Consider the following 18,993-nt stretch of genomic DNA (forward strand, 5'->3'; position numbering starts at 1 on the left):
TATTTTTATATTTTCTAAGCCTCTTATTTTACTAATTCCATATATAATTCTTTCTTAACCAAGTCTAATGCTTTTTTTATTGTTACATCCATATCATAATACTTGTAATCAGCCAATCTACCACCAAATAATACTTTTTCCTCTTTCATGGCCAGTTGTCTATATTTCTCATATATTTCATTATTTCTTTCATCATTAATTGGGTAGTATGCTTCACAGCCTTTATTCCAGGCTAGTGGATACTCTTTAGTTATAACAGTTTTATCACTATTAGAATTTTCAAAATGCTTATGCTCAATTATTCTTGTAAAGGGAGTTTCGGCATCAGTATAGTTAACTACAGCATTCCCTTGATAATTCTCTTCATCTAATATTTTATTCTCAAATTTCAGACTTCTATATTCTAACTCATCAAATCTGTAGTCATAAAATCTATCTATCATTCCTGTATATAAAATTTTATCTGCTATATTAAGTAATTCTTGTCTATTATCAAAAAAATCAACGTTTAATTTTATGTCGCTATCTTTCAATAATTTATCTATAATTTTATTATATCCACCTATTGGTATACCTTGATACTTATCATTGAAGTAATTATTATCAAAAGTAAATCTTACTGGTAATCTCTTTATTATAAACGAAGGTAACTCTTTAGCACTTCTTCCCCATTGTTTTTCTGTATATCCTTTTATTAACTTTTCATATATATCTATTCCTACTAAATTTATAGCTTGTTCTTCCAAATTTTTAGGATTTCTTAAATCTGCGTCTTTTATTTGTGATAATATTTTACTTTTAGCTTCATTAGGTGTTTTTACTTTCCACAACTGATAAAAAGTATTCATATTAAATGGAAGATTATATAATTCTCCTTTATAATTTGCTATAGGACAATTAATATAATTATTAAATTCCACTAAATTATTAACATAGTCCCACAATTGCTTATTACTTGTATGAAAGATATGAGCCCCATATTTATGAACATTAATATTTTCTATTTTTTCACAGTGTATATTTCCACCAGTGTGATTTCTTTTATCAATAACTAAGCATTTTTTTCCTAATTTATTTGCTTCATATGTAAAAATTGCTCCAAATAGACCAGCCCCAACTATTAAGTAATCATATTTTTTTATCATAATATCATCCTTCAGCAACATATTAATATCAACTTTAATTTAATTATTATATAATATATATTGAAAAATTTTTTCTACATCTCTTTCAAACACATCTTCTTCGCTAAATATCATATTTCTATAATGTTTAAATTTGTTAATTTCACTATCATAATTTTTAATTATATATTTAATTTTATCTATTATAGAATATATATTTTCATCATTCGCTTCAAACTTATATTCATTATTTATAGGAATATCAACAGAGTTAGCTGCCGCCCCCCTTTTTCCTGTTATAATACAACATCCAGAAATTGCAGCTTCCCTAGGTATTCTATCTTTTCCTGGATGATTCCCAAAATCAATATATATCATACTTCTTTTCATTATATTTGACATTTCTCGTGGAGAATAATTCTCTAATTTAATCCAATTTAATTCTGGTGAAGCTTCAATTAATTTTATTGTAAAATCAAATCCCTTTTTCGGATTGTATAATACATTGGGGTATCTAACAAGATTTTGTTTATTTGCTTGATTTTCTTTTATAAATGCATTGTTTAAGTAATCAGATAAATAATATATCTCATTGGAATCTATTTTATTTTTGATAAGATATTCTTTTGCATATTCAGATTGAACTAAATGAATAATTCTATTTTCCTTTTTTCTTTCATTAATATTTTCAAACATATATTCTTCGTCATATGGAAAACTATTTAAATGAACTAAAAAATTATCAACACTTAACCACCATATTATGAGTTTGCTTTCTTTAATTAGTAACATTTCAGCAATATTAATCTCAGGAATAATAATTATATTCTCTCTACTATCTGATAATTCTGTAACATATTTGTTGTTATATATTTTATACCTTTCATGAACTGGATTGTCTGATTCTCCGTAATAAAACATATAGGCATTATAACCAAATTTATTCAGCTTATAACATAATTGATGTAATAATTCTGGTCCACCTGTAGCTACTTTAGAAGGACATGCAATATAAATGTTATTCATTTTACTTAATTCCTTAAACTGATAACTAGATACTTTTAATTGTTTGTTATTATCACTTAATGTAAATGTATTTATTTTGGAATTTATATACTCAGAATACTCATTTAAAAATACATTTCTGTAAAATTCATAATTTTCATCTATATTAGGTATTTTACAACTATGCACACACCATGGATCATTTTGTCTTGGTATATATATCTTATATCCAGCTTTATAAAATTCCATACACTGGGAAATATCATAAAAATGCCATCCATCAAATATATCTTCTCTCCATTTAACATCATACTGAGTAATCATAATAAGTCCATCAATAGCTTGAACCTGTAATGGTAATGATTTATCTAAATCATAATTATTTAACCTCATAATTCCACTGCTACTTTCATATACTTTCCCCACACAATTTAATCCATGCCACCATATTCCATCAGCTGCTAACTTTTCTGTCCCTATTACTCCTAACATTCCTATATTATAATTATTGTTAAATTCATTAATAAAATCATCTATAAAATTTTTATTTATAATCAGTGTATCTTGATGTAAATAAACCTTATACTTAGCCCGTATATTCTTTATTGCTTCATTATACCCAGAAGCCATGCTTTTTCCATTTCTAATTCCTACTTTCTTTATTTTAAATCCATCTGGAATATTCAAATTATCTATATATCTAATACATTCAGAATAAATTTCTTCATCACTTACACATGTAATAAAAGCTATTTCTTTATAATTCATTTTTTTCCTCACCCTTGATGATTAATTTTAATTTTTCTATCTTTTCATTACTTTCTGTTAAGTTCTCCAAATATTTTATCGCACTTTCCTTTTCACCAATTGAATTAAGAACATTTGCAATATTATATTTAGTTTCCAAATTTCTTGGCGAAATTTCATACGCATTACATAATAAAGGTATTACATAATCAAACAAATTATTTTCAAAACACTTAATGGCTATATAATTTAAAATATATACTTTATTTACTATATCTTTAGCTATAATATCAATTATATCGTCGAAACTAATATTACTACTTTTAATATATTCTATAAGCTCTTTTATACTTTCTTCAACATCAACATCAAATTCTAGTCTTCTAATTAAAAAAGTAATCTTTCTTTTAAACTTTTCGTTATTGATATCATAATTTTTTGCTTTTACTAAATAATTATAAGTTTCAAATTCCTCACTTACAGATACCACACTAAGTTTGCTAATTTGCTCAATAAAATCCTTATCTTCATCTGTCATAAATCCATTCATACTTTTTATCACAATATCCTTATATCCTAGACTACTAACTATTTTCATTATTTCACTTTTAGTAAAAAACCTTATATTCTTTTTATCTAAAATTCCTACTTCATCATACGCCCAACTTCCATTAATTAGTTGTCTAATTACTGAATGATGCATTACATTAGCTATACTTGCTATTATATATCCTTCCGGTTTTAAGTATTTTTTTATTTTCCTCAAAACTTTTTCTGGATTATAAAAACTTCCTAGTACATCTGAAAATATTATATAATCAAAGAAGTTTTCTTCATAACTTAATTCTATACTTTCAACGTTATCTGATCTTATATCTGCAAAAGATTTAGCTATTTCAGCAGCTTTCTTATTAAACTCTATCCCATAAAGATTTGCATTTTTATATCTATTTTTTATTTCTAACAATGTAGCTCCTGTAGCACATCCGATTTCTAATACATTAATATCTTTGTTTTTTGATTCATCTATAAAATCTATTATTTCATTTCTTATAAAATTAGAATATTCACTTGCAAATCCCCATTTTTCTTTAAACTTTCTAGAATTAATTGATAATAATTTATTGTATTTTTTCGAATCTTCTCTAAAGCTAACACTCCCAAAGTGATGTATATAACTATCCTTACAAAGTAGTAGCTTGTACCCTTCCTTTATTATTCTAAAACTAATATCATCATCTTCAAAATTTCCTGGTGTGAACCTTTCATCTAAAAGTCCTACTATATTTAGGGTTTCTCTCTTAATCAGCATAGCAAATCCAACTAATTTCACCCTTTCATAATATAATGATTCATCTGGTATATTATTTTTTAGCGAATGCCCCATATATCCATCAAAATCATCATATTGTTCGCTTATTTGCTGATAATAGGATACACTATTGCTTATAGCACCTGTTGCACCTACCTTTTCATTTGAATATAATCCCATTCTTAAATTAAAAATTGAATTTGGCATTATAACCGTATCGTTATTTAAAAGAAAAATATCATTATCTTTATTTGCTATTTCTATACCTTGATTACATCCAGCTGGAAATCCTTTATTTTCTTCATTTAATATATATTTTATTCCCTCTTGTTCTTTTATCCATTCAACTGTTCCATCTGTAGAGTTATTATCTATTATTATTATTTCACAATCATCATTGCCATTATAATTTTTTATACTATTTATACAAACTTTAGTGTAATCTAACTGATTATAAGTCAAAATAACTATTGAATAATTATTTACTTTAATTTCATAATTGCTCTTTAGGTTTTCTATAGCACTTAGGATTACATTTTTATTTTCTTCTTTTAAATTATACAATAAAGACTTTTCATAACATAAATAAGCTCTGTCATATTCTTTTTTTATTTCATATATATTCCCCATAGTAAAATATAAGTCGCTATTATTTATATTAAATTTAAGTCCCTCTCGTGTACAGTGTAAACCCTCGTCATATTCACCCATATATATCTTCAAAATAGCTTCCATACTTGCTATTTCGTCATTATTCCCAATTAACTCTTTATATTGTAATATTAATTGATTTGCCTCTTCTATATACCCAGCTTCTATATAATTTTCTATTTGAATTCTTAACTCATCATTATTCATAATTTTCTCCTATTTACAACAAATCTACATTAATTCAATTGATTTTAATATCTCTTTCTTGATACTTTCATCCTTGCATAATTCTAGGGCCTGTTTATAGTAGTATAAACTTTCTTTACTTCTATTTAAGTTTTGTAAAACTAAAGCTAAATTATATGTTGAATCAAAATCATCATCTTTAAATATTTTTGATAATCCAATGTATATTAGAGCTTCTTCATATTCTCCATTTATATATTTCATTACTCCTCTTAAATTATTTATTTTACTATCATATTTAAAAAAGTCATATATTTCTTCTAATACTTTTTCTGCTTCTTGTATTTCATTATTTTCTATTAATACTTGAATATTATATATAAGATTTTCTTTTTCATTTATTATCACATTATAATCAATATTATCTATTCTTATATTCTCCTTTAAATAATTTATTAAGACTTTGTACTCTGGATATTCCTTTATCATTTTTCTAAGTTCTTTTATATATTTGTATTTATCAGATGAATATATACTAAATAAATTTAATAAAGCAATAAAGAACACTTCATCTTTATTACAAGCTTTTCTATAAAAAGAATCTATAATTTCTTTATTATATATACTTCTTATATAATTAATTTTATTTATAAAAACTCTATATAATAAATTATTATATTCATCACTTTCTATATTTTCATTTTTTATAAGTAAATCTTCTATGATATTCAAGAAATTCAAATCATTAATATCATTATTCAAGAAATTTTCTCTAGAATAATCATACAACAATTCGACTCCTTTATAGTCTTTAATTAATTCTATTAGATAACTATAAATATCATTTTTATTTAAATTTTTAATTAACTCTAAGTTTTTTCTGTCTTCTAAAATATATTTAATAAATATCTTTGACTTGTATATATAATAATTATTAAACTTTATATAATCTAGTTTTATTTTTTCATTCTTATAAACATAGTTAACATAATTGTCTAACTTTTCATCTAAACCTAGTAAGTTTAAGTATATATTTAAAATATCATCTTTTAAGGTTTCTTTAATTATCTTTTCACATACTAAAATAATACTATTTATATTTTTATCTTTTATTTCTTTTTCTTTATAATATTCAAAGATATTTTTATAATTTTCCTCTTTTATAAAAGTGTAAATTAACAAATCTTCAATATCATCTTTTTCATAATCTTTATAATTTTCAATTATATAATCATAGTTTTTATTCTTAAAGGCAATAACAAATCTATCTTTTATCATTTCTTTTTTTCTTGCAAGAGACATATTACCTACACTTATATCATCAACTATATAACCATCTTCCAACTTCCTACAAAGTTTAAAATATTCATCATAATAATATTCCGCTTTATCATACTTATCTGAAAGGCTATATGCTTTTGCTATAAAATAATAAAAATCCAGATGATCATTTCTATATGTAAGAGCTTCCTTGCTTAACTCTATTGCTTTCTCATACTCTCCACTGGAATTCAAATGCATAGCTAATAAATGATATATATATAAGTATTTTCCTTTATCAGCTTTTTCTCTAACTAATTCATAAGCTTTTCTTATACTGTCAAAAGCCTTTTCCTGAAGGTTAGCCATACCATAAGTTTGAGTCAGTTGAAAATAAGTATATGGGTTATTACTATCTTCTTCTAAGTCTTCTAGTAATAATTTTAAATTTCTTTCATACTTATAATTCATAAGCTTGAAAGATTCTCTTGAATATCCATAATGCAATAAAGTAATGTTTGTTAATTTTGTAGGTTGTATTACTTTAGGTTGTTCATGTACTCTTCCTTCGTAATAAAATTCCTTTTTATTTCTAAATAATCTTACTAAAGTTCCAATTAAATAATCATCTTCTTTATTGGAAAGCATATTTTTGAATTTAAGAGTTGCTGAGTTAAATTCCTTAGTATCTTTTTCTTTGAAAAATTTTATTAACTCAGTTGAATTTTCTAAAACTTCATCAGCATCTAATATTAATATCCAATCACCTTTGCACTTGTTTATACTATAATTTCTCATTTGTGCAAAATTTCCTGTCCATTCTTTTTCATAAACTTTATTTGTATATTGTTTGGCTATATTTATTGTATTATCTTTACTACCAGTATCTATTACTATTATTTCATAATCTATTTTATTTTTTAAAGCTTTTAAAGCTTCTAAAGTTCTTGGTAAGTTATTTTCTTCATTTTTTACAATCATTGCAATACTTAATAACATATTATCTCTCCTTTATTGCTTATATTTTAATTGTCGAAAATATTTTATAAATCTTAATGCATAAATAAAATAAAAATCCACCAGCTCAGCTGGTGGTTTTACATTTTCGGGTCTAGCCCTTTATTACTGGCATCGCCTAAAGGCGTACCCTCGGTCTGGCACATGCATTCCTTCTATTTGCTACCCGTAAAACGGGTCTAAATATTCCATTGTAAGCTGCTCTGATACTTTATCTTCCTGCAATTGGTTAGCTATATACTCTTTTATTTTTTTAGTATTTTTTCCTACTGTATCAACATAATATCCCCTACACCAAAATTCTCTATTTCTATATTTATATTTCATATTCCCCCATTTTTCAAATATCATCAGACTGCTTTTTCCTTTAAGATATCCCATAAAACTTGATACGCTCATTTTAGGTGGTATTTCTACCAACATATGAATATGATATATACAAACTTCAGCTTCTATTATATTTACGCCTTTCCATTCACATAATTTTCTAAGTATTGCTCCTACCTCTAATCTTTTTTCTTCATAAAATACTTTGCTTCTATATTTCGACGCAAATACAATATGGTATTTGCAGTTCCACTTTGTATGTGATAAACTATGTACATCATTCATTTCGAATGTCCTCCTTCTGATATTAAAGTGCAGTTGCCAGACCGCATTTTTATTATATCAGAAGGAGTTTTTTTGTCATACTCATAGCTATAAGCTATACGGAACCCCACGTCTAACGCGAGGTTTTCTAAATACAAAAAAAGAGCCAGAGGTTAACTCTGGCTCTTTATAAGTTGTCTTCTAAAATTTTTAAGGAAACTCCTTCTCAATGCTTCGAAGGAGTACTTACAGGGTAAGCGACCAACTGAAAATCATAGATTTTAGTTGTCTACTTAACTAACTCACACAATTTTAGCTAAAGCTTAAAATCGGTTCTCTGCTTATCTTAATAATTGAAGAACTCCTTGTGGTTGTTGATTAGCTTGAGCAAGCATAGCTTGTGCAGCTTGTTGAAGAATATTATTTTTAGAGAAGTTCATCATTTCTTTAGCCATATCAACATCTCTTACTCTACTTTCTGCTGCTGTTAAGTTTTCTGCTGAATTATTTAAGTTTGCTATTGTATGCTCTAATCTGTTTTGCACTGCTCCAAGTTTTGATCTTTCTTTTGAAACTGCTGTTATAGCATTATCTATAGTAGAAATAGCTGCTGTTGCTAAACTTGTGCTTGAAACTGAATTGGCTACTGAATCTACCTTTAATGAAGCTGAACCCATATTACAGAATGTAACTGATATTTGTTGTCCTGAGTTAGCTCCAACTTGGAATGTAACAGCTGTTATTGCATTACTAAACATATTTTGAGTATTAAACTCTGTTTGTTCTGCAATTCTATCTATTTCTTTCTTTAATGCACCTAATTCTTCTTTTATTGCATCCCTATCTGTTGTTACATTTGTATCATTAGATGCTTGAACTGCAAGTTCTCTCATTCTTTGAAGAATGTTATGAGTTTCGTTTAAAGCTCCTTCTGCTGTTTGAAGCATTGAAATACCATCTTGTGAGTTTCTTGAAGCTTGTTCTAAACCTCTTATTTGTCCTCTCATCTTTTCAGATATTGAAAGTCCTGCTGCATCATCCCCAGCTTTGTTAATTCTTAAACCTGAGCTTAATTTTTCCATTGACTTTCCTGCTGCTGCTGTATTGGCACTCATACTTCTATGTGCATTTAACGCATTCATGTTGTGATTAATTATCATTTTTTGTTCCTCCTTGATTTTTTAATTGACATCCTTGTCATATTCAATATTTACTTTTTATAAATTCCACCATTTTAATCCCCCCTCTTCAATACTTCAGAGGGTTGAGTTCAAATAACTAAATCAAAGATTTAGACTCAACTTATCTTAATAATTGAAGAACTCCTTGTGGCTGTTGGTTAGCTTGAGCAAGCATAGCTTGTGCAGCTTGATTAAGGATATTATTCTTAGAGAAGTTCATCATTTCCTTAGCCATATCAACATCTCTTACTCTACTTTCTGCTGCTGTTAAGTTTTCTGCTGAATTATTTAAGTTTGCTATTGTATGCTCTAATCTGTTTTGTACTGCTCCAAGTTTTGATCTTTCTTTAGAAACCGCTGTTATAGCATTATCTATAGTAGAAATAGCTGCTGTTGCATCTTCTGTTGCAGAAACTTTAGTAGAAATTGAATTTACTGTTAATGCTGTTGCATCCATAGTTGAGAAAGTAACTGATATTTGTTGTCCTGAGTTAGCCCCAACTTGTAATGTAACTGTTGTATCTGTACTGAACATATTTTGAGTATTAAACTCTGTTTGTTTTGCAATTCTATCTATTTCTTCTGTTAACGCATGTAATTCTTCTGCAATAGCTTCTCTATCTGTTGTTACGTTTGTATCATTAGATGCTTGAACTGTAAGTTCTCTCATTCTTTGAAGAATATTGTGAGTTTCGTTTAAAGCTCCTTCTGCTGTTTGAAGCATTGATATACTATCTTGTGAGTTTCTTGAAGCTTGCTCTAAACCTCTTATTTGTCCTCTCATTTTTTCAGATATTGAAAGTCCTGCTGCATCATCTCCAGCTCTGTTTATTCTTAAACCTGAGCTTAATTTCTCCATTGACTTTCCTGCTGCTGCTGTATTAGCGCCCATACTTCTGTGTGCATTTAATGCATTCATATTGTGATTAATTATCATTTTTATTCCTCCTTGATTTTTAAATTGACATCCTTGTCTTTATTTTATATTTAGAACTCCTACCAACATGGGTGGAGAAATTCCCTATATAGAGTTTTATTGCTTAAGCCTTATATTATAAATATCGAATACTTTTATTTAACTTTATAGTTTTTTTAAACTTTTTTAAATTTTTGCATTAAAAAAACTATTTATTCTTCTATTTTTTTCATATGCATTATTTGCACTTTTTACCTTATGAAGTTTTTTTATTTCTTCCTTTGTCTTTGTTTGTTCTTCTTCTATTGAAGCCTTTAATTTTTTATCAAGTTCTAGTAACCCTCTAGATATATATATTTTTCTTACTTCTTCAAGATTTATATTTTTATCCTTAAATAATTCATTAATTAACTCTTCGCGTTTATCCATAAGATTATTTAAATCTTTATCATTATTACTTATATTTTCAACTATATGTTCTGTTATTGTTTTATACTCTTGTAATATATTTTTAATCATAATTTTAACTCATTCCTAATTGTTGCGTTAAGTAACTTTGTTGTGAATTATATTTATTCATCATACTTTCTAAAGTAGAATATCTTGAATATAAAGCTTGTTCTCTTCTAGTAAAATCTGTTTCCATATCAGACATTTTTCTTTCATATTCTTGAATAGATTTTGTCAAAGTATTATTATAAGCTGTAACTGTCCCTTCGTATCCTACCTTTTTTAAGAAATTAGATGTTGAAGTCATAGTTTCATTATATAAAATATCTTTTACTCTTTGTATCAAACCTGTTTTAGAATATTTTTGAGAGTCTGTAAGATTTCCATCTGTAGGCTTTGATTTTATAAATAAATTCATTACTTCTTCTGAATTTTCTTCTAAAGCTTTTATTAATGTATTTTCATCTATAGTAAACGTTCCGTTCTTAGTTCCTTGATAATCGGCTACAGGTTTTATTCCTATTTTCTCTAAATTAAGACCAGAGCCATCTAATAATGTCCTCATTGCACTTTTCAAACCATTTGATATTCTAGTTAAATCAGTATCCCTACTTAATTGTCCTTTTTCTACTCTCTCATTCCAAAGCTTTATTTCATCTTCAGACATTTCTTTCTTTTGATCTGAAGTTAAAGGATTAAAATTTCTATTCCTTTTTTCTGTGGTTAATTTATTTAGTTTTTCTATTAATGTATTATAATCATTAATAAGTTTAACTAATTTATCTTTTGTTTCTGTTACATCCACTTTACCACTTACATTTATTTGCTCATTTTGTTGAATATCTCCTATAAATTTAAAAGTAACTCCATCTAAGGTTACGGTATTTGATGTGCCTTTGTGTATATATACTCCCTTGCTATTAGTAAAGGTAATTTCAGCATCTACTCCGCCTTGCGAAATTTTAGTTTCTGAACCTGTTGTTAATAGAGATATATTTATTTGAGCATCTTCACCTGTATTATTAGAAGTTAAAGTTATTTGTCCCCCATTGTCTTCAGCTACAATATTTAACCCCTGAGCTTTTAACACTCTATTTAGATAAGTTTTTATATCTTCTTTATAAGCATTAGTATTGGCATCCTTTTCCCTTAATATCAAATCTACCAAAACTCCATTAATAGTAATTTTTTCATTTCCTGTTAAACTTAATGTTTTAAAAGCTTTAATTTCATCTTCTCCATTAATAAAATTATTAGTTTTTGAAACTTCATTTATAGTTAACTTTGGATCAGGTATATTACCAAGCTTTGTACTTTTAAATGTTATTTCATCAATCTCATCTATCGTAACTTCTAAATTATACTCCTTTAAAGTATTATTCAAGGCATTTTTTAACTTATCTTTATCAATAGAACCTTCTTCATCTTTAATATCAGAACCTTTTATTGTTACAGCTTTCACTTCATTATTAACTGTAATTTTGATAATATTATCAATATCTATATTAAAATCATTAATATTAAAATCGATAATAGTTGCTGCTGTAGCAGCCTTATAATCTTTTGAAGGTTCTACAGAGGTAGGAGAACTAGTCGTTACTTTACCAATTGTGAAAACACCGTCTTCCCCTAAAATCGTTGATTCAAATACAAATCCCTTTGCATTTACTCCATTAGTTCCTGCAAAATCAGTGTAAGTTACTTTTATATTAAGTCCTGCTGCTTTTAAATCGCTATTTAGGTTAGAAGCCTTTTCTTTTTCACTGTCTCCTCTTAAAGTAAATTCTTTCCCATTTACAACCATCTTATCTGGTATTTTTACTATTCCATTTTCTTCTGTGAAAGCTAACGATACTTTAGAAGCCTTTGCTACTGTTCCAGTTACAGTATAATTTTCAGCTTTTGCATCACCTCCACCAGTAACAGTTACTACATTATCATTAGATGATGTAAATTTAGTAGTTGTCCAATTTTTACTTAACAATAAGCTGTTACTATTTGTAATATCAAAATATTTATTATAAAACTCTCTCGAATCCTTTATAACTTCCCTATAAAGTTTTTGTTTTATTTCTAAAATTTCTTTCTCTTGACCTTTTTTATCTATTTTTATTCTATAAGGTTTCATGGAATCTGTAACTAGTTGATCCATATCTAAACCTGTTGCTAGTCCTGTTATTCTCACTTAAACACCCCCGGTTTTAAATTAATAATACATAATTGATAATTAATGATAAATTCCTAGAGAATTTTATTTTAAATATATTCCTTTAATAATTCAGCTTGTCTGAATTATCTCCTTCATTATCCATTATCAATTATCTAGATTTTCTAGATATTTCATACGCCTCATACCATGTAACCCTAACATCTTCAATAACTGGCATAAGCTCGTCCATCATATTCGAATCTTTTTTTAAGTTTATTTCGAATAATCTTGTTTTTATAAAATCATACACTTTATATATTTGATTTGCCCAGTCTCCTGCATTTTGATCTAAACTTATCATAAGTTCTGTAAATATATCTTGAACTTTAACTAAGTTTTTATGACTTTCAATTACATTCTTATCTTCTAAAGCTTGCTTAGCCATTTTAGCAAATTTTACAGCTCCATCTACCAACATTAATAGTAATTGTTCCTTGGATGCGTAGTTTACGCTATTGTTTTTATATACATTTAATGCATTATTACCATACATTTTTTATTTCCTCCTACTTTTTAACATCTAAAAATGCGCCATAACCCATTGCATTTAAGTTTTCTTCTTTCTCTCCATGTAAGCTTATATGTGGCTTTTCTGACTTTGTTGCACTAATAACAATTTTCTTTTCCTTAGGTTGCCTTTTTTCTTCTTCAACATATTCCCTAAAGAATTTTTTCTTTTGCTTTTCACTATCTTTGTTAATTATTATGTCAGATTTTCTATGAACCTTACCATCTTTAGTTTTTTCGTAAACTTTTTTCCTAATATCATTATCAATTTTATTTAGTAAGAAATTCATAGTCCTTCCCCCTATTAAGCTTTCTTATCTATTGCAACTCCAACCATTTCCATCATTTTTGCAACTAAATCTAGTATCTTTTTCGGTGGACATTCCATTATAACTTCTTTTGTATCTTCATTTATTATTTTTACCATTACGTCTCCAAGCTTTTCATGGATAGAATACTGCGCATATGTATGCTCATCTTTTAGAAATTTATTTAATTTATCTACAGCTTTTGCTAAATCTTCTTCCCTATATCCTTTATTTTTATTTGTTACAGCTTCAACTACATCCTTGTTTCCCGAAAGCTTTTTAACTTCTTTATTTTGTAATGTATTTAGGTTAGCTTGTCCTCCCTGACTTGTAACCTTAACCTCCATATAAATCCAGCTCCTTTCAATTCACTTTGTTAGTTCACTTTATTAGTTTACAGTTCACAGTTATTGATTAAACTCCTACGGAGTTTAGAAATGTTCTTAATTCAGCATAGCTGAATTATTTCCTAAATTGTTAATTGTTAACCGTTAATTGTTAACCGTTAATTGTTAACCGTTAATTGAATAAACTATTTTTTACCCAAGTTTTTAAGTATATCTATATTAACGTTCATCTTTGTTGCTTCTTTATTTTCATTTTGAACTTCTTCGTAAAGCTCTTTTCTTAAAATAGTCATTTCTTTAGGTGCTTTTATTGCTAGCTTTACACTACCATCTTCTATTTTTGAAATAGATATTTCTATATCATCACCTATTAAAATAGACTCTCCCTTTTTTCTTGTTATAACTAACAAACTTAACACCCTTTCTTCAGTTCACAGTTCACAATTCACAGTTCACAATTATGGATTAAACTCCTGCGGAGTTTAGAAATGTTCTTAATTCAGCAAAGCTGAATTATTTCATAAATTATTAATTGTTAATCGTTAATTATTAATTGCACCTGTTACCTGTTACCTGTTACCTGTTACTTGTTCCCTGTTCCCTGTTACCTATATTACCTGTTACCTATTAAAAACTTTTTCTCTTATCCCATACGTTTCTTTATCTAAAATATATTGTTCCCCTTTTTTGGTATTTTTATTTACTACTAAAGGTGCCTTTAGGTTTGCTGTTATTTCTTCTATTTTTGAGTTTAGTGTAACTATTGAATATAAAAGAACTTCGTCTGGATTTTCTAATTTTAGGTTTTTTATTATTTCGTCGCTTAGTTTTATTTCGTAGTTATCTTTTATAAAAAATGGAGAAATAATTATAAAACCTATTTCTTTATCTTCTATTGATTGTAAAATACTAAAAGGACTTTCTTCTTGAACTTGTTTTATTACATACTTTTTCAACTCACTAAAACCTGGTAATCCTTTTTCAAAATGTATTATTTCATTCTTTTCATATATTATTTTTCCATGTATTGGTGATATCAATTCCATATTATATCATCTCCTATCTTAGGAAATCTAAAAGCGAAGGTTGAATAATTTTTGCACTTACTTGAAGAGAAGCCATATATACATTTTGTGCAACTGCCGCTTCTATGTTTTTTTGTGCAAGATCTATATCTTCTGTTTGTGATAATATATCTGTTAAGTTAAAATTTTGATCTTCATTTTGACTTCCTGCAGATTCCATTCTATTTTGTTTTGCACCAACTTCTGCTCTTATTCTTAAAAGATTAGATACAGTTTCATCCATAACTTTCAGATTTTCGCTTGTTATTTTCGCACCATCTAGTGGATTTTCTGAAGCCACGTTATTTGTTATATCCTTTAATAAATCCATAACATTAATACTTACTCCATTTTTATCTTTAAATAATAGTATATCTGTAGCTGAAACATTATAATCCATTGTAACACCTTGTGAAACTTCAACAACAAGTTTTTTATTAATCATATTTATTTGATTTTGTACATCTTCATCTAAATTATCAATATTTAAAACTTCTCCATTATTCCCACTTAGATGAAGAGAATTATTTCCTGTAATTATATTTTTATCAGTTCCAATTGGTTTTGTACTGCCTTTACTTCCTCCAAAAATATATTTACCATCAAAGTTAGTATTTAATATTTGAGCTATTTCATTCACTTTTTCATTCATTTCATCTTTTATTGCTCTTTTTTCATCACTTCCATAAGCTGCATTTCCAGCAGAAACCATTAGTTCTCTAAATCTTTGAAAGCTATTTCCTAGTTGTTCTAAGGCGGTGTCTGTAGTATCTAGCCAATTTATTGTATCTTTTATATTTTCATTATATTGAGTATTAGCGTTTATATCTGAATTTAACTGCATACTTCTTGCAACTTTAAAAGGGTTATCTGAAGGTCTTCTAATCTCCTTTCCAGAAGTAAGCTGATCATTTATTCTTTTCATGTAATTTTGATTTCTATTAAGGTCTTTTAAAAAACTTTTACTCATCATCTGATTTGTAACTCTCATTTATTCCCCTCCTATCTCTTTAATCCATTTACTATAACATCTAAAAGTTCATCTACTGTTGCTATTATTTTTGCATTTGCATTATAAGCATGTTGGAATTGTACCAAATTTGCCATTTCTTCATCTAAGGATACACCTGATACTGAAGCCCTTGTTTCTTCTATACTATATAATAAATCTTCTTGATTTGTAACCATTCTCTGTGCTTCTTGAGCTTGTACTCCTAATCTATCAATAGTATCTTTAAAATATGAACTTAAAGTCATTCCTGATGAACTATTTTCTAACTTTAATCCATTATTTGAAAGAGTACTTCCGCCTTTATTTTTGTCGAACATATCTTTTCTTGAAATTACTTTTTCATCTATATCTTGAATTCTTATTAATGAATCTCTAAGTTGTGCTATTGCTAATGCCCTAGCTCCATCACTTTCTCCATCAACATTATTTTCATTGGTGTATGCAAATAAATCATCATGGGTTCTAGTTTTTATTTTCATTACATCTTCTAGAATTTCTTTGTTTACAGATATATTCTTAGCTGTTATATTTTGCTCTGATAGTAATGTTTCATCTAAATTTTGTAAAAGCCCATTGGCTCTATAGCTAGCTATATCTTTATTTACGAAAAATGGTAGAAAATCTTTTTCAGGTCCAGCTGTATTGTTTAGTGGATCTTCAATTCCGCTATGAACAGCATTTACAGAAAATGCTATAGATTTAGCTAATTTATTTAGTTGATTCATATAATCTTCTATATCTTTTTGTACTGATACAAGCCCATTAATATTACCTGTCTCAGGCTTAAATATCATAAGTTGTGAAGAGCTTATTGTTTCTCCATCTCTTATTGGATACCCATCTCCTTTAGCAGCTTGTCCAGTCTTATCAGCCCATAAAATTCTATTATCTTTAATTTCTTTTGCTTGCTCTGGTGTTAAATTTGTTATTTTTAAAGTTTGTTTATTAGATTCACTATTCATATCACCATTTTTATAATATGTAACTACATATGTCTTACCTGATAAATCACTTGAATCTAATTCAACATTACTTATATAAGAAAATCTACTAAAATCTCCATTCGGACTAGAGTTTACTAAATTTGGAGACGTTATTTTTCCATCTGCTACTGGTTTTACATCTATTCCATTAAATTCTTTCTTATCCACTTGAATGCCAAATTTATAACTTAATTCATCTAATAACGTATCTCTTTTATCCATTAAATCATTTGGAGTGTTTCCTGCAACGGTTACGTTGATTATTTCTTGATTTACTCTATCTAATTGTTCTAAGACACTATTTACCTCTGTAACAGAGCTCTTTAGCATCTCTTGAGCATTAGTCTGTAAATTCTCAAGTTTTGTATAAGTTGCATTTAATGCATCTGCTAAAGCCGCTGTTTGTTGAGCTACTACAGTCCTTGCATTTGAACTGTTGGGTTGCTTCGATAGCTCTTGAAATGAATCAAAAAACTTTCCCATTAAAGTAGAAATCCCAGTATCGGATGGTTCATTAAAAACACTTTCTACTTGATAAAGAAAATTACTTCTCATATCATATTTTCCTAAAACTGCATTTTCATTTCTTACTTGATAATCCAAGAAACTATCTCTAACTCTCTCTATTGCTTGAACTTGAGCTCCTGTTCCAAGTTGCCCTGCTTGGACGGATGACCCCATAGAAGTTCCTCCATAAGGTCTTGTTGTTTCTATCTTTGCTCTTTGTCTTGAATATCCAACAGTATTAGAGTTTGCAATATTATGAGAAGTTACATCTATGCTTTTTTGTTGTACATTCATACCTCTTTTAGCCACATTGAATGTTGAAAATAATCCTGACATCTCTTACCTCCTCATATTATCTTCTTATATTTCCGTAAGAGTTATAAATTGGTATATCTCTTTTAGGATTTATAAGGTTTAAAAGCTTATTTGTAAAACTCAACTGTTGCTTAATTAGCAAATCATTAGTATCTTTTTGAAGTATCATTTCATTTAATAATTTTTGTATTTTTCTATATACATCTTCCAACTCTTCATTCTTTGAAGATAGTATAATATCTTTAATAGACTCTTTTCCTAATACTTTTCTTCTATTAACTTCACTCTCTGCAACAGTTCTATTTTTTAATTTTATTTCTTCAACTAATGATTCCATTCCAAATACATCTTTGTTTATAATTAACTTATATTGTTTATCCAATAATATCAATAATTCATTTAATTCTTTTAATTCTACTTTAAGAACTTCTATTAAACTATTTATCATATTACTCTTTTCCCTTCATGGCATCAAACATTCCTTTAGCGATAAGCTTTGCATCATATCCATATGTTCCATTTTGAATACTGTTCTTAATCTCTACGATTTTTTTACTATTATCATAATTACTTTCATTTATTGAATAATCCTTTAATATTTTAGCCTCATCTGATAATTCAATTCTGTCATAAACTTGTTTTTTTTCTAATTTTTCTATTTTATTAGAAGTTACCTTATTATAATAGTTTATTCCATTTGTGTAACCTACACCCTTAATATTCATAATTGCCTCCTAATAATTTCATTTAAAATTACTTCTATCATTCTATATATTTATTTATCGTAATAATTCTTTATAAGTTTAGCTATTAATTCAAATTTTATTAATCTCCACATTTGTAAAAAATGCGAAGCATTTTTCAGTTCACAATTCACAAGGTACAATGCACAGTTGTTTTGATTTTATAGGTATCAGGGAACAAGCTCAATTATAGTCTGCTCCACTTAACTAAGTTTTTAATTTACCTCACCAATTATTTTTTATCAATAACTTAATTCATTATTAATTTAAATTCTTAATATAAGTTGGCGAAGGTAAATAGACGGTGAAATAAGCATATAGCGAGAAACTAGAAGTACTTGGTGAAGGAAGAACTACTATGCCTTAGTGTTGTTGGTTTGTCTGAGCGCAGCGAGTTTAACCAAAACTCTTGGCATAGTAGTTCTCCCAGCCTAGTACTTCTTTGCGTAGCTATTTAGCTTATGAAACATATCTATTTATCGTAGCCTTTATATTCGCAATTTAAAACTAAAGGTTTTATAGTTTTCTCATAAATAGAAAAAAACTCCCGTTAGTATA

18 protein-coding genes are annotated in these 18,993 nt (G+C 27.3%); all 18 read right to left on the bottom strand.

The features are described from left to right. Positions 1-23 precede the first annotated feature (23 nt). The 18 genes from glf to AAT22_RS13630 all read right to left on the bottom strand — a co-directional run bounded on the left by glf (position 24) and on the right by AAT22_RS13630 (position 18,417). The gene (glf, locus tag AAT22_RS13540) at positions 24-1,145 is read right to left on the bottom strand and encodes a UDP-galactopyranose mutase (RefSeq protein WP_047001615.1); all 1,122 of its coding nucleotides are present in this window, start codon (positions 1,143-1,145) and stop codon (positions 24-26) included. 39 nt (positions 1,146-1,184) lie between these two features. Continuing rightward, positions 1,185-2,897, bottom strand: coding sequence for a glycosyltransferase family protein (locus tag AAT22_RS18610; protein WP_052953967.1), 1,713 nt, complete (start codon positions 2,895-2,897; stop codon positions 1,185-1,187). Continuing rightward, positions 2,887-5,046: a glycosyltransferase gene (locus AAT22_RS13555; protein ID WP_052953968.1), complete on the bottom strand. Its 2,160-nt coding sequence runs from the start codon at positions 5,044-5,046 to the stop codon at positions 2,887-2,889. Before AAT22_RS13555 ends, AAT22_RS18610 begins: the two co-directional genes overlap by 11 nt. Positions 5,047-5,070: 24 nt before the next feature. After that, positions 5,071-7,284 (bottom strand): glycosyltransferase, encoded by a 2,214-nt coding sequence (locus AAT22_RS18615; protein ID WP_052953969.1) that lies wholly within the window; start codon positions 7,282-7,284, stop codon positions 5,071-5,073. Between the two features lie 180 nt (positions 7,285-7,464). Continuing rightward, positions 7,465-7,914: an IS200/IS605 family transposase gene (gene tnpA, locus AAT22_RS13565; RefSeq protein WP_047001616.1), complete on the bottom strand. Its 450-nt coding sequence runs from the start codon at positions 7,912-7,914 to the stop codon at positions 7,465-7,467. A 320-nt stretch (positions 7,915-8,234) separates the two neighbouring features. Further along, positions 8,235-9,053 (bottom strand): flagellin, encoded by an 819-nt coding sequence (locus tag AAT22_RS13570; protein ID WP_047001617.1) that lies wholly within the window; start codon positions 9,051-9,053, stop codon positions 8,235-8,237. A 142-nt stretch (positions 9,054-9,195) separates the two neighbouring features. After that, a complete protein-coding gene (locus AAT22_RS13575) occupies positions 9,196-10,011 on the bottom strand; it encodes a flagellin (RefSeq protein WP_047001618.1) in 816 nt (271 codons plus the stop codon). Between the two features lie 165 nt (positions 10,012-10,176). After that, positions 10,177-10,509, bottom strand: a complete 333-nt coding sequence (locus AAT22_RS13580; RefSeq protein ID WP_047001619.1) for a hypothetical protein — start codon at positions 10,507-10,509, stop codon at positions 10,177-10,179. Between the two features lie 4 nt (positions 10,510-10,513). Continuing rightward, the gene (fliD, locus tag AAT22_RS13585; protein ID WP_047001620.1) at positions 10,514-12,625 is read right to left on the bottom strand and encodes a flagellar filament capping protein FliD; all 2,112 of its coding nucleotides are present in this window, start codon (positions 12,623-12,625) and stop codon (positions 10,514-10,516) included. Positions 12,626-12,758: 133 nt separating this feature from the next. Further along, positions 12,759-13,142, bottom strand: coding sequence for a flagellar export chaperone FliS (fliS, locus tag AAT22_RS13590; protein ID WP_047001621.1), 384 nt, complete (start codon positions 13,140-13,142; stop codon positions 12,759-12,761). A gap of 13 nt (positions 13,143-13,155) precedes the next feature. Further along, positions 13,156-13,446, bottom strand: coding sequence for a hypothetical protein (locus AAT22_RS13595; protein ID WP_047001622.1), 291 nt, complete (start codon positions 13,444-13,446; stop codon positions 13,156-13,158). A gap of 14 nt (positions 13,447-13,460) precedes the next feature. Then, positions 13,461-13,811 (bottom strand): flagellar protein FlaG, encoded by a 351-nt coding sequence (locus tag AAT22_RS13600; RefSeq protein WP_047001623.1) that lies wholly within the window; start codon positions 13,809-13,811, stop codon positions 13,461-13,463. A 185-nt stretch (positions 13,812-13,996) separates the two neighbouring features. Beyond that, positions 13,997-14,221: a carbon storage regulator CsrA gene (csrA, locus tag AAT22_RS13605; RefSeq protein WP_047001624.1), complete on the bottom strand. Its 225-nt coding sequence runs from the start codon at positions 14,219-14,221 to the stop codon at positions 13,997-13,999. Positions 14,222-14,431: 210 nt separating this feature from the next. Then, the gene (gene fliW, locus AAT22_RS13610; RefSeq protein ID WP_047001625.1) at positions 14,432-14,857 is read right to left on the bottom strand and encodes a flagellar assembly protein FliW; all 426 of its coding nucleotides are present in this window, start codon (positions 14,855-14,857) and stop codon (positions 14,432-14,434) included. Between the two features lie 13 nt (positions 14,858-14,870). Beyond that, the gene (flgL, locus tag AAT22_RS13615; RefSeq protein WP_047001626.1) at positions 14,871-15,866 is read right to left on the bottom strand and encodes a flagellar hook-associated protein FlgL; all 996 of its coding nucleotides are present in this window, start codon (positions 15,864-15,866) and stop codon (positions 14,871-14,873) included. An 11-nt stretch (positions 15,867-15,877) separates the two neighbouring features. Beyond that, entirely contained in the window at positions 15,878-17,713 is a 1,836-nt protein-coding gene (flgK, locus tag AAT22_RS13620; protein ID WP_047001627.1) for a flagellar hook-associated protein FlgK, read from the bottom strand. Between the two features lie 16 nt (positions 17,714-17,729). After that, positions 17,730-18,140, bottom strand: coding sequence for a flagellar protein FlgN (locus AAT22_RS13625; RefSeq protein ID WP_047001628.1), 411 nt, complete (start codon positions 18,138-18,140; stop codon positions 17,730-17,732). A 1-nt stretch (position 18,141) separates the two neighbouring features. Next, a complete protein-coding gene (locus tag AAT22_RS13630) occupies positions 18,142-18,417 on the bottom strand; it encodes a flagellar biosynthesis anti-sigma factor FlgM (RefSeq protein ID WP_047001629.1) in 276 nt (91 codons plus the stop codon). Positions 18,418-18,993: the final 576 nt, after the last annotated feature.

It is taken from the genome of Clostridium sp. C8 (assembly GCF_001010885.1).
Classification (GTDB): Bacteria; Bacillota; Clostridia; order Clostridiales; family Clostridiaceae; genus Clostridium; species Clostridium sartagoforme.

Excerpts from the sequence above, each read along its gene's own strand:
- glf (WP_047001615.1), bottom strand. The coding sequence starts at position 1,145 with ATGATAAAAAAATATGATTACTTAATAGTTGGGGCTGGTCTATTTGGA.
- AAT22_RS18610 (WP_052953967.1), bottom strand. The coding sequence starts at position 2,897 with ATGAATTATAAAGAAATAGCTTTTATTACATGTGTAAGTGATGAAGAA.
- AAT22_RS13555 (WP_052953968.1), bottom strand. The coding sequence starts at position 5,046 with ATGAATAATGATGAGTTAAGAATTCAAATAGAAAATTATATAGAAGCT.
- AAT22_RS18615 (WP_052953969.1), bottom strand. The coding sequence starts at position 7,284 with ATGTTATTAAGTATTGCAATGATTGTAAAAAATGAAGAAAATAACTTA.
- tnpA (WP_047001616.1), bottom strand. The coding sequence starts at position 7,914 with ATGAATGATGTACATAGTTTATCACATACAAAGTGGAACTGCAAATAC.
- AAT22_RS13570 (WP_047001617.1), bottom strand. The coding sequence starts at position 9,053 with ATGATAATTAATCACAACATGAATGCGTTAAATGCACATAGAAGTATG.
- AAT22_RS13575 (WP_047001618.1), bottom strand. The coding sequence starts at position 10,011 with ATGATAATTAATCACAATATGAATGCATTAAATGCACACAGAAGTATG.
- AAT22_RS13580 (WP_047001619.1), bottom strand. The coding sequence starts at position 10,509 with ATGATTAAAAATATATTACAAGAGTATAAAACAATAACAGAACATATA.
- fliS (WP_047001621.1), bottom strand. The coding sequence starts at position 13,142 with ATGTATGGTAATAATGCATTAAATGTATATAAAAACAATAGCGTAAAC.
- AAT22_RS13595 (WP_047001622.1), bottom strand. The coding sequence starts at position 13,446 with ATGAATTTCTTACTAAATAAAATTGATAATGATATTAGGAAAAAAGTT.
- AAT22_RS13600 (WP_047001623.1), bottom strand. The coding sequence starts at position 13,811 with ATGGAGGTTAAGGTTACAAGTCAGGGAGGACAAGCTAACCTAAATACA.
- fliW (WP_047001625.1), bottom strand. The coding sequence starts at position 14,857 with ATGGAATTGATATCACCAATACATGGAAAAATAATATATGAAAAGAAT.
- flgL (WP_047001626.1), bottom strand. The coding sequence starts at position 15,866 with ATGAGAGTTACAAATCAGATGATGAGTAAAAGTTTTTTAAAAGACCTT.
- flgK (WP_047001627.1), bottom strand. The coding sequence starts at position 17,713 with ATGTCAGGATTATTTTCAACATTCAATGTGGCTAAAAGAGGTATGAAT.
- AAT22_RS13625 (WP_047001628.1), bottom strand. The coding sequence starts at position 18,140 with ATGATAAATAGTTTAATAGAAGTTCTTAAAGTAGAATTAAAAGAATTA.
- AAT22_RS13630 (WP_047001629.1), bottom strand. The coding sequence starts at position 18,417 with ATGAATATTAAGGGTGTAGGTTACACAAATGGAATAAACTATTATAAT.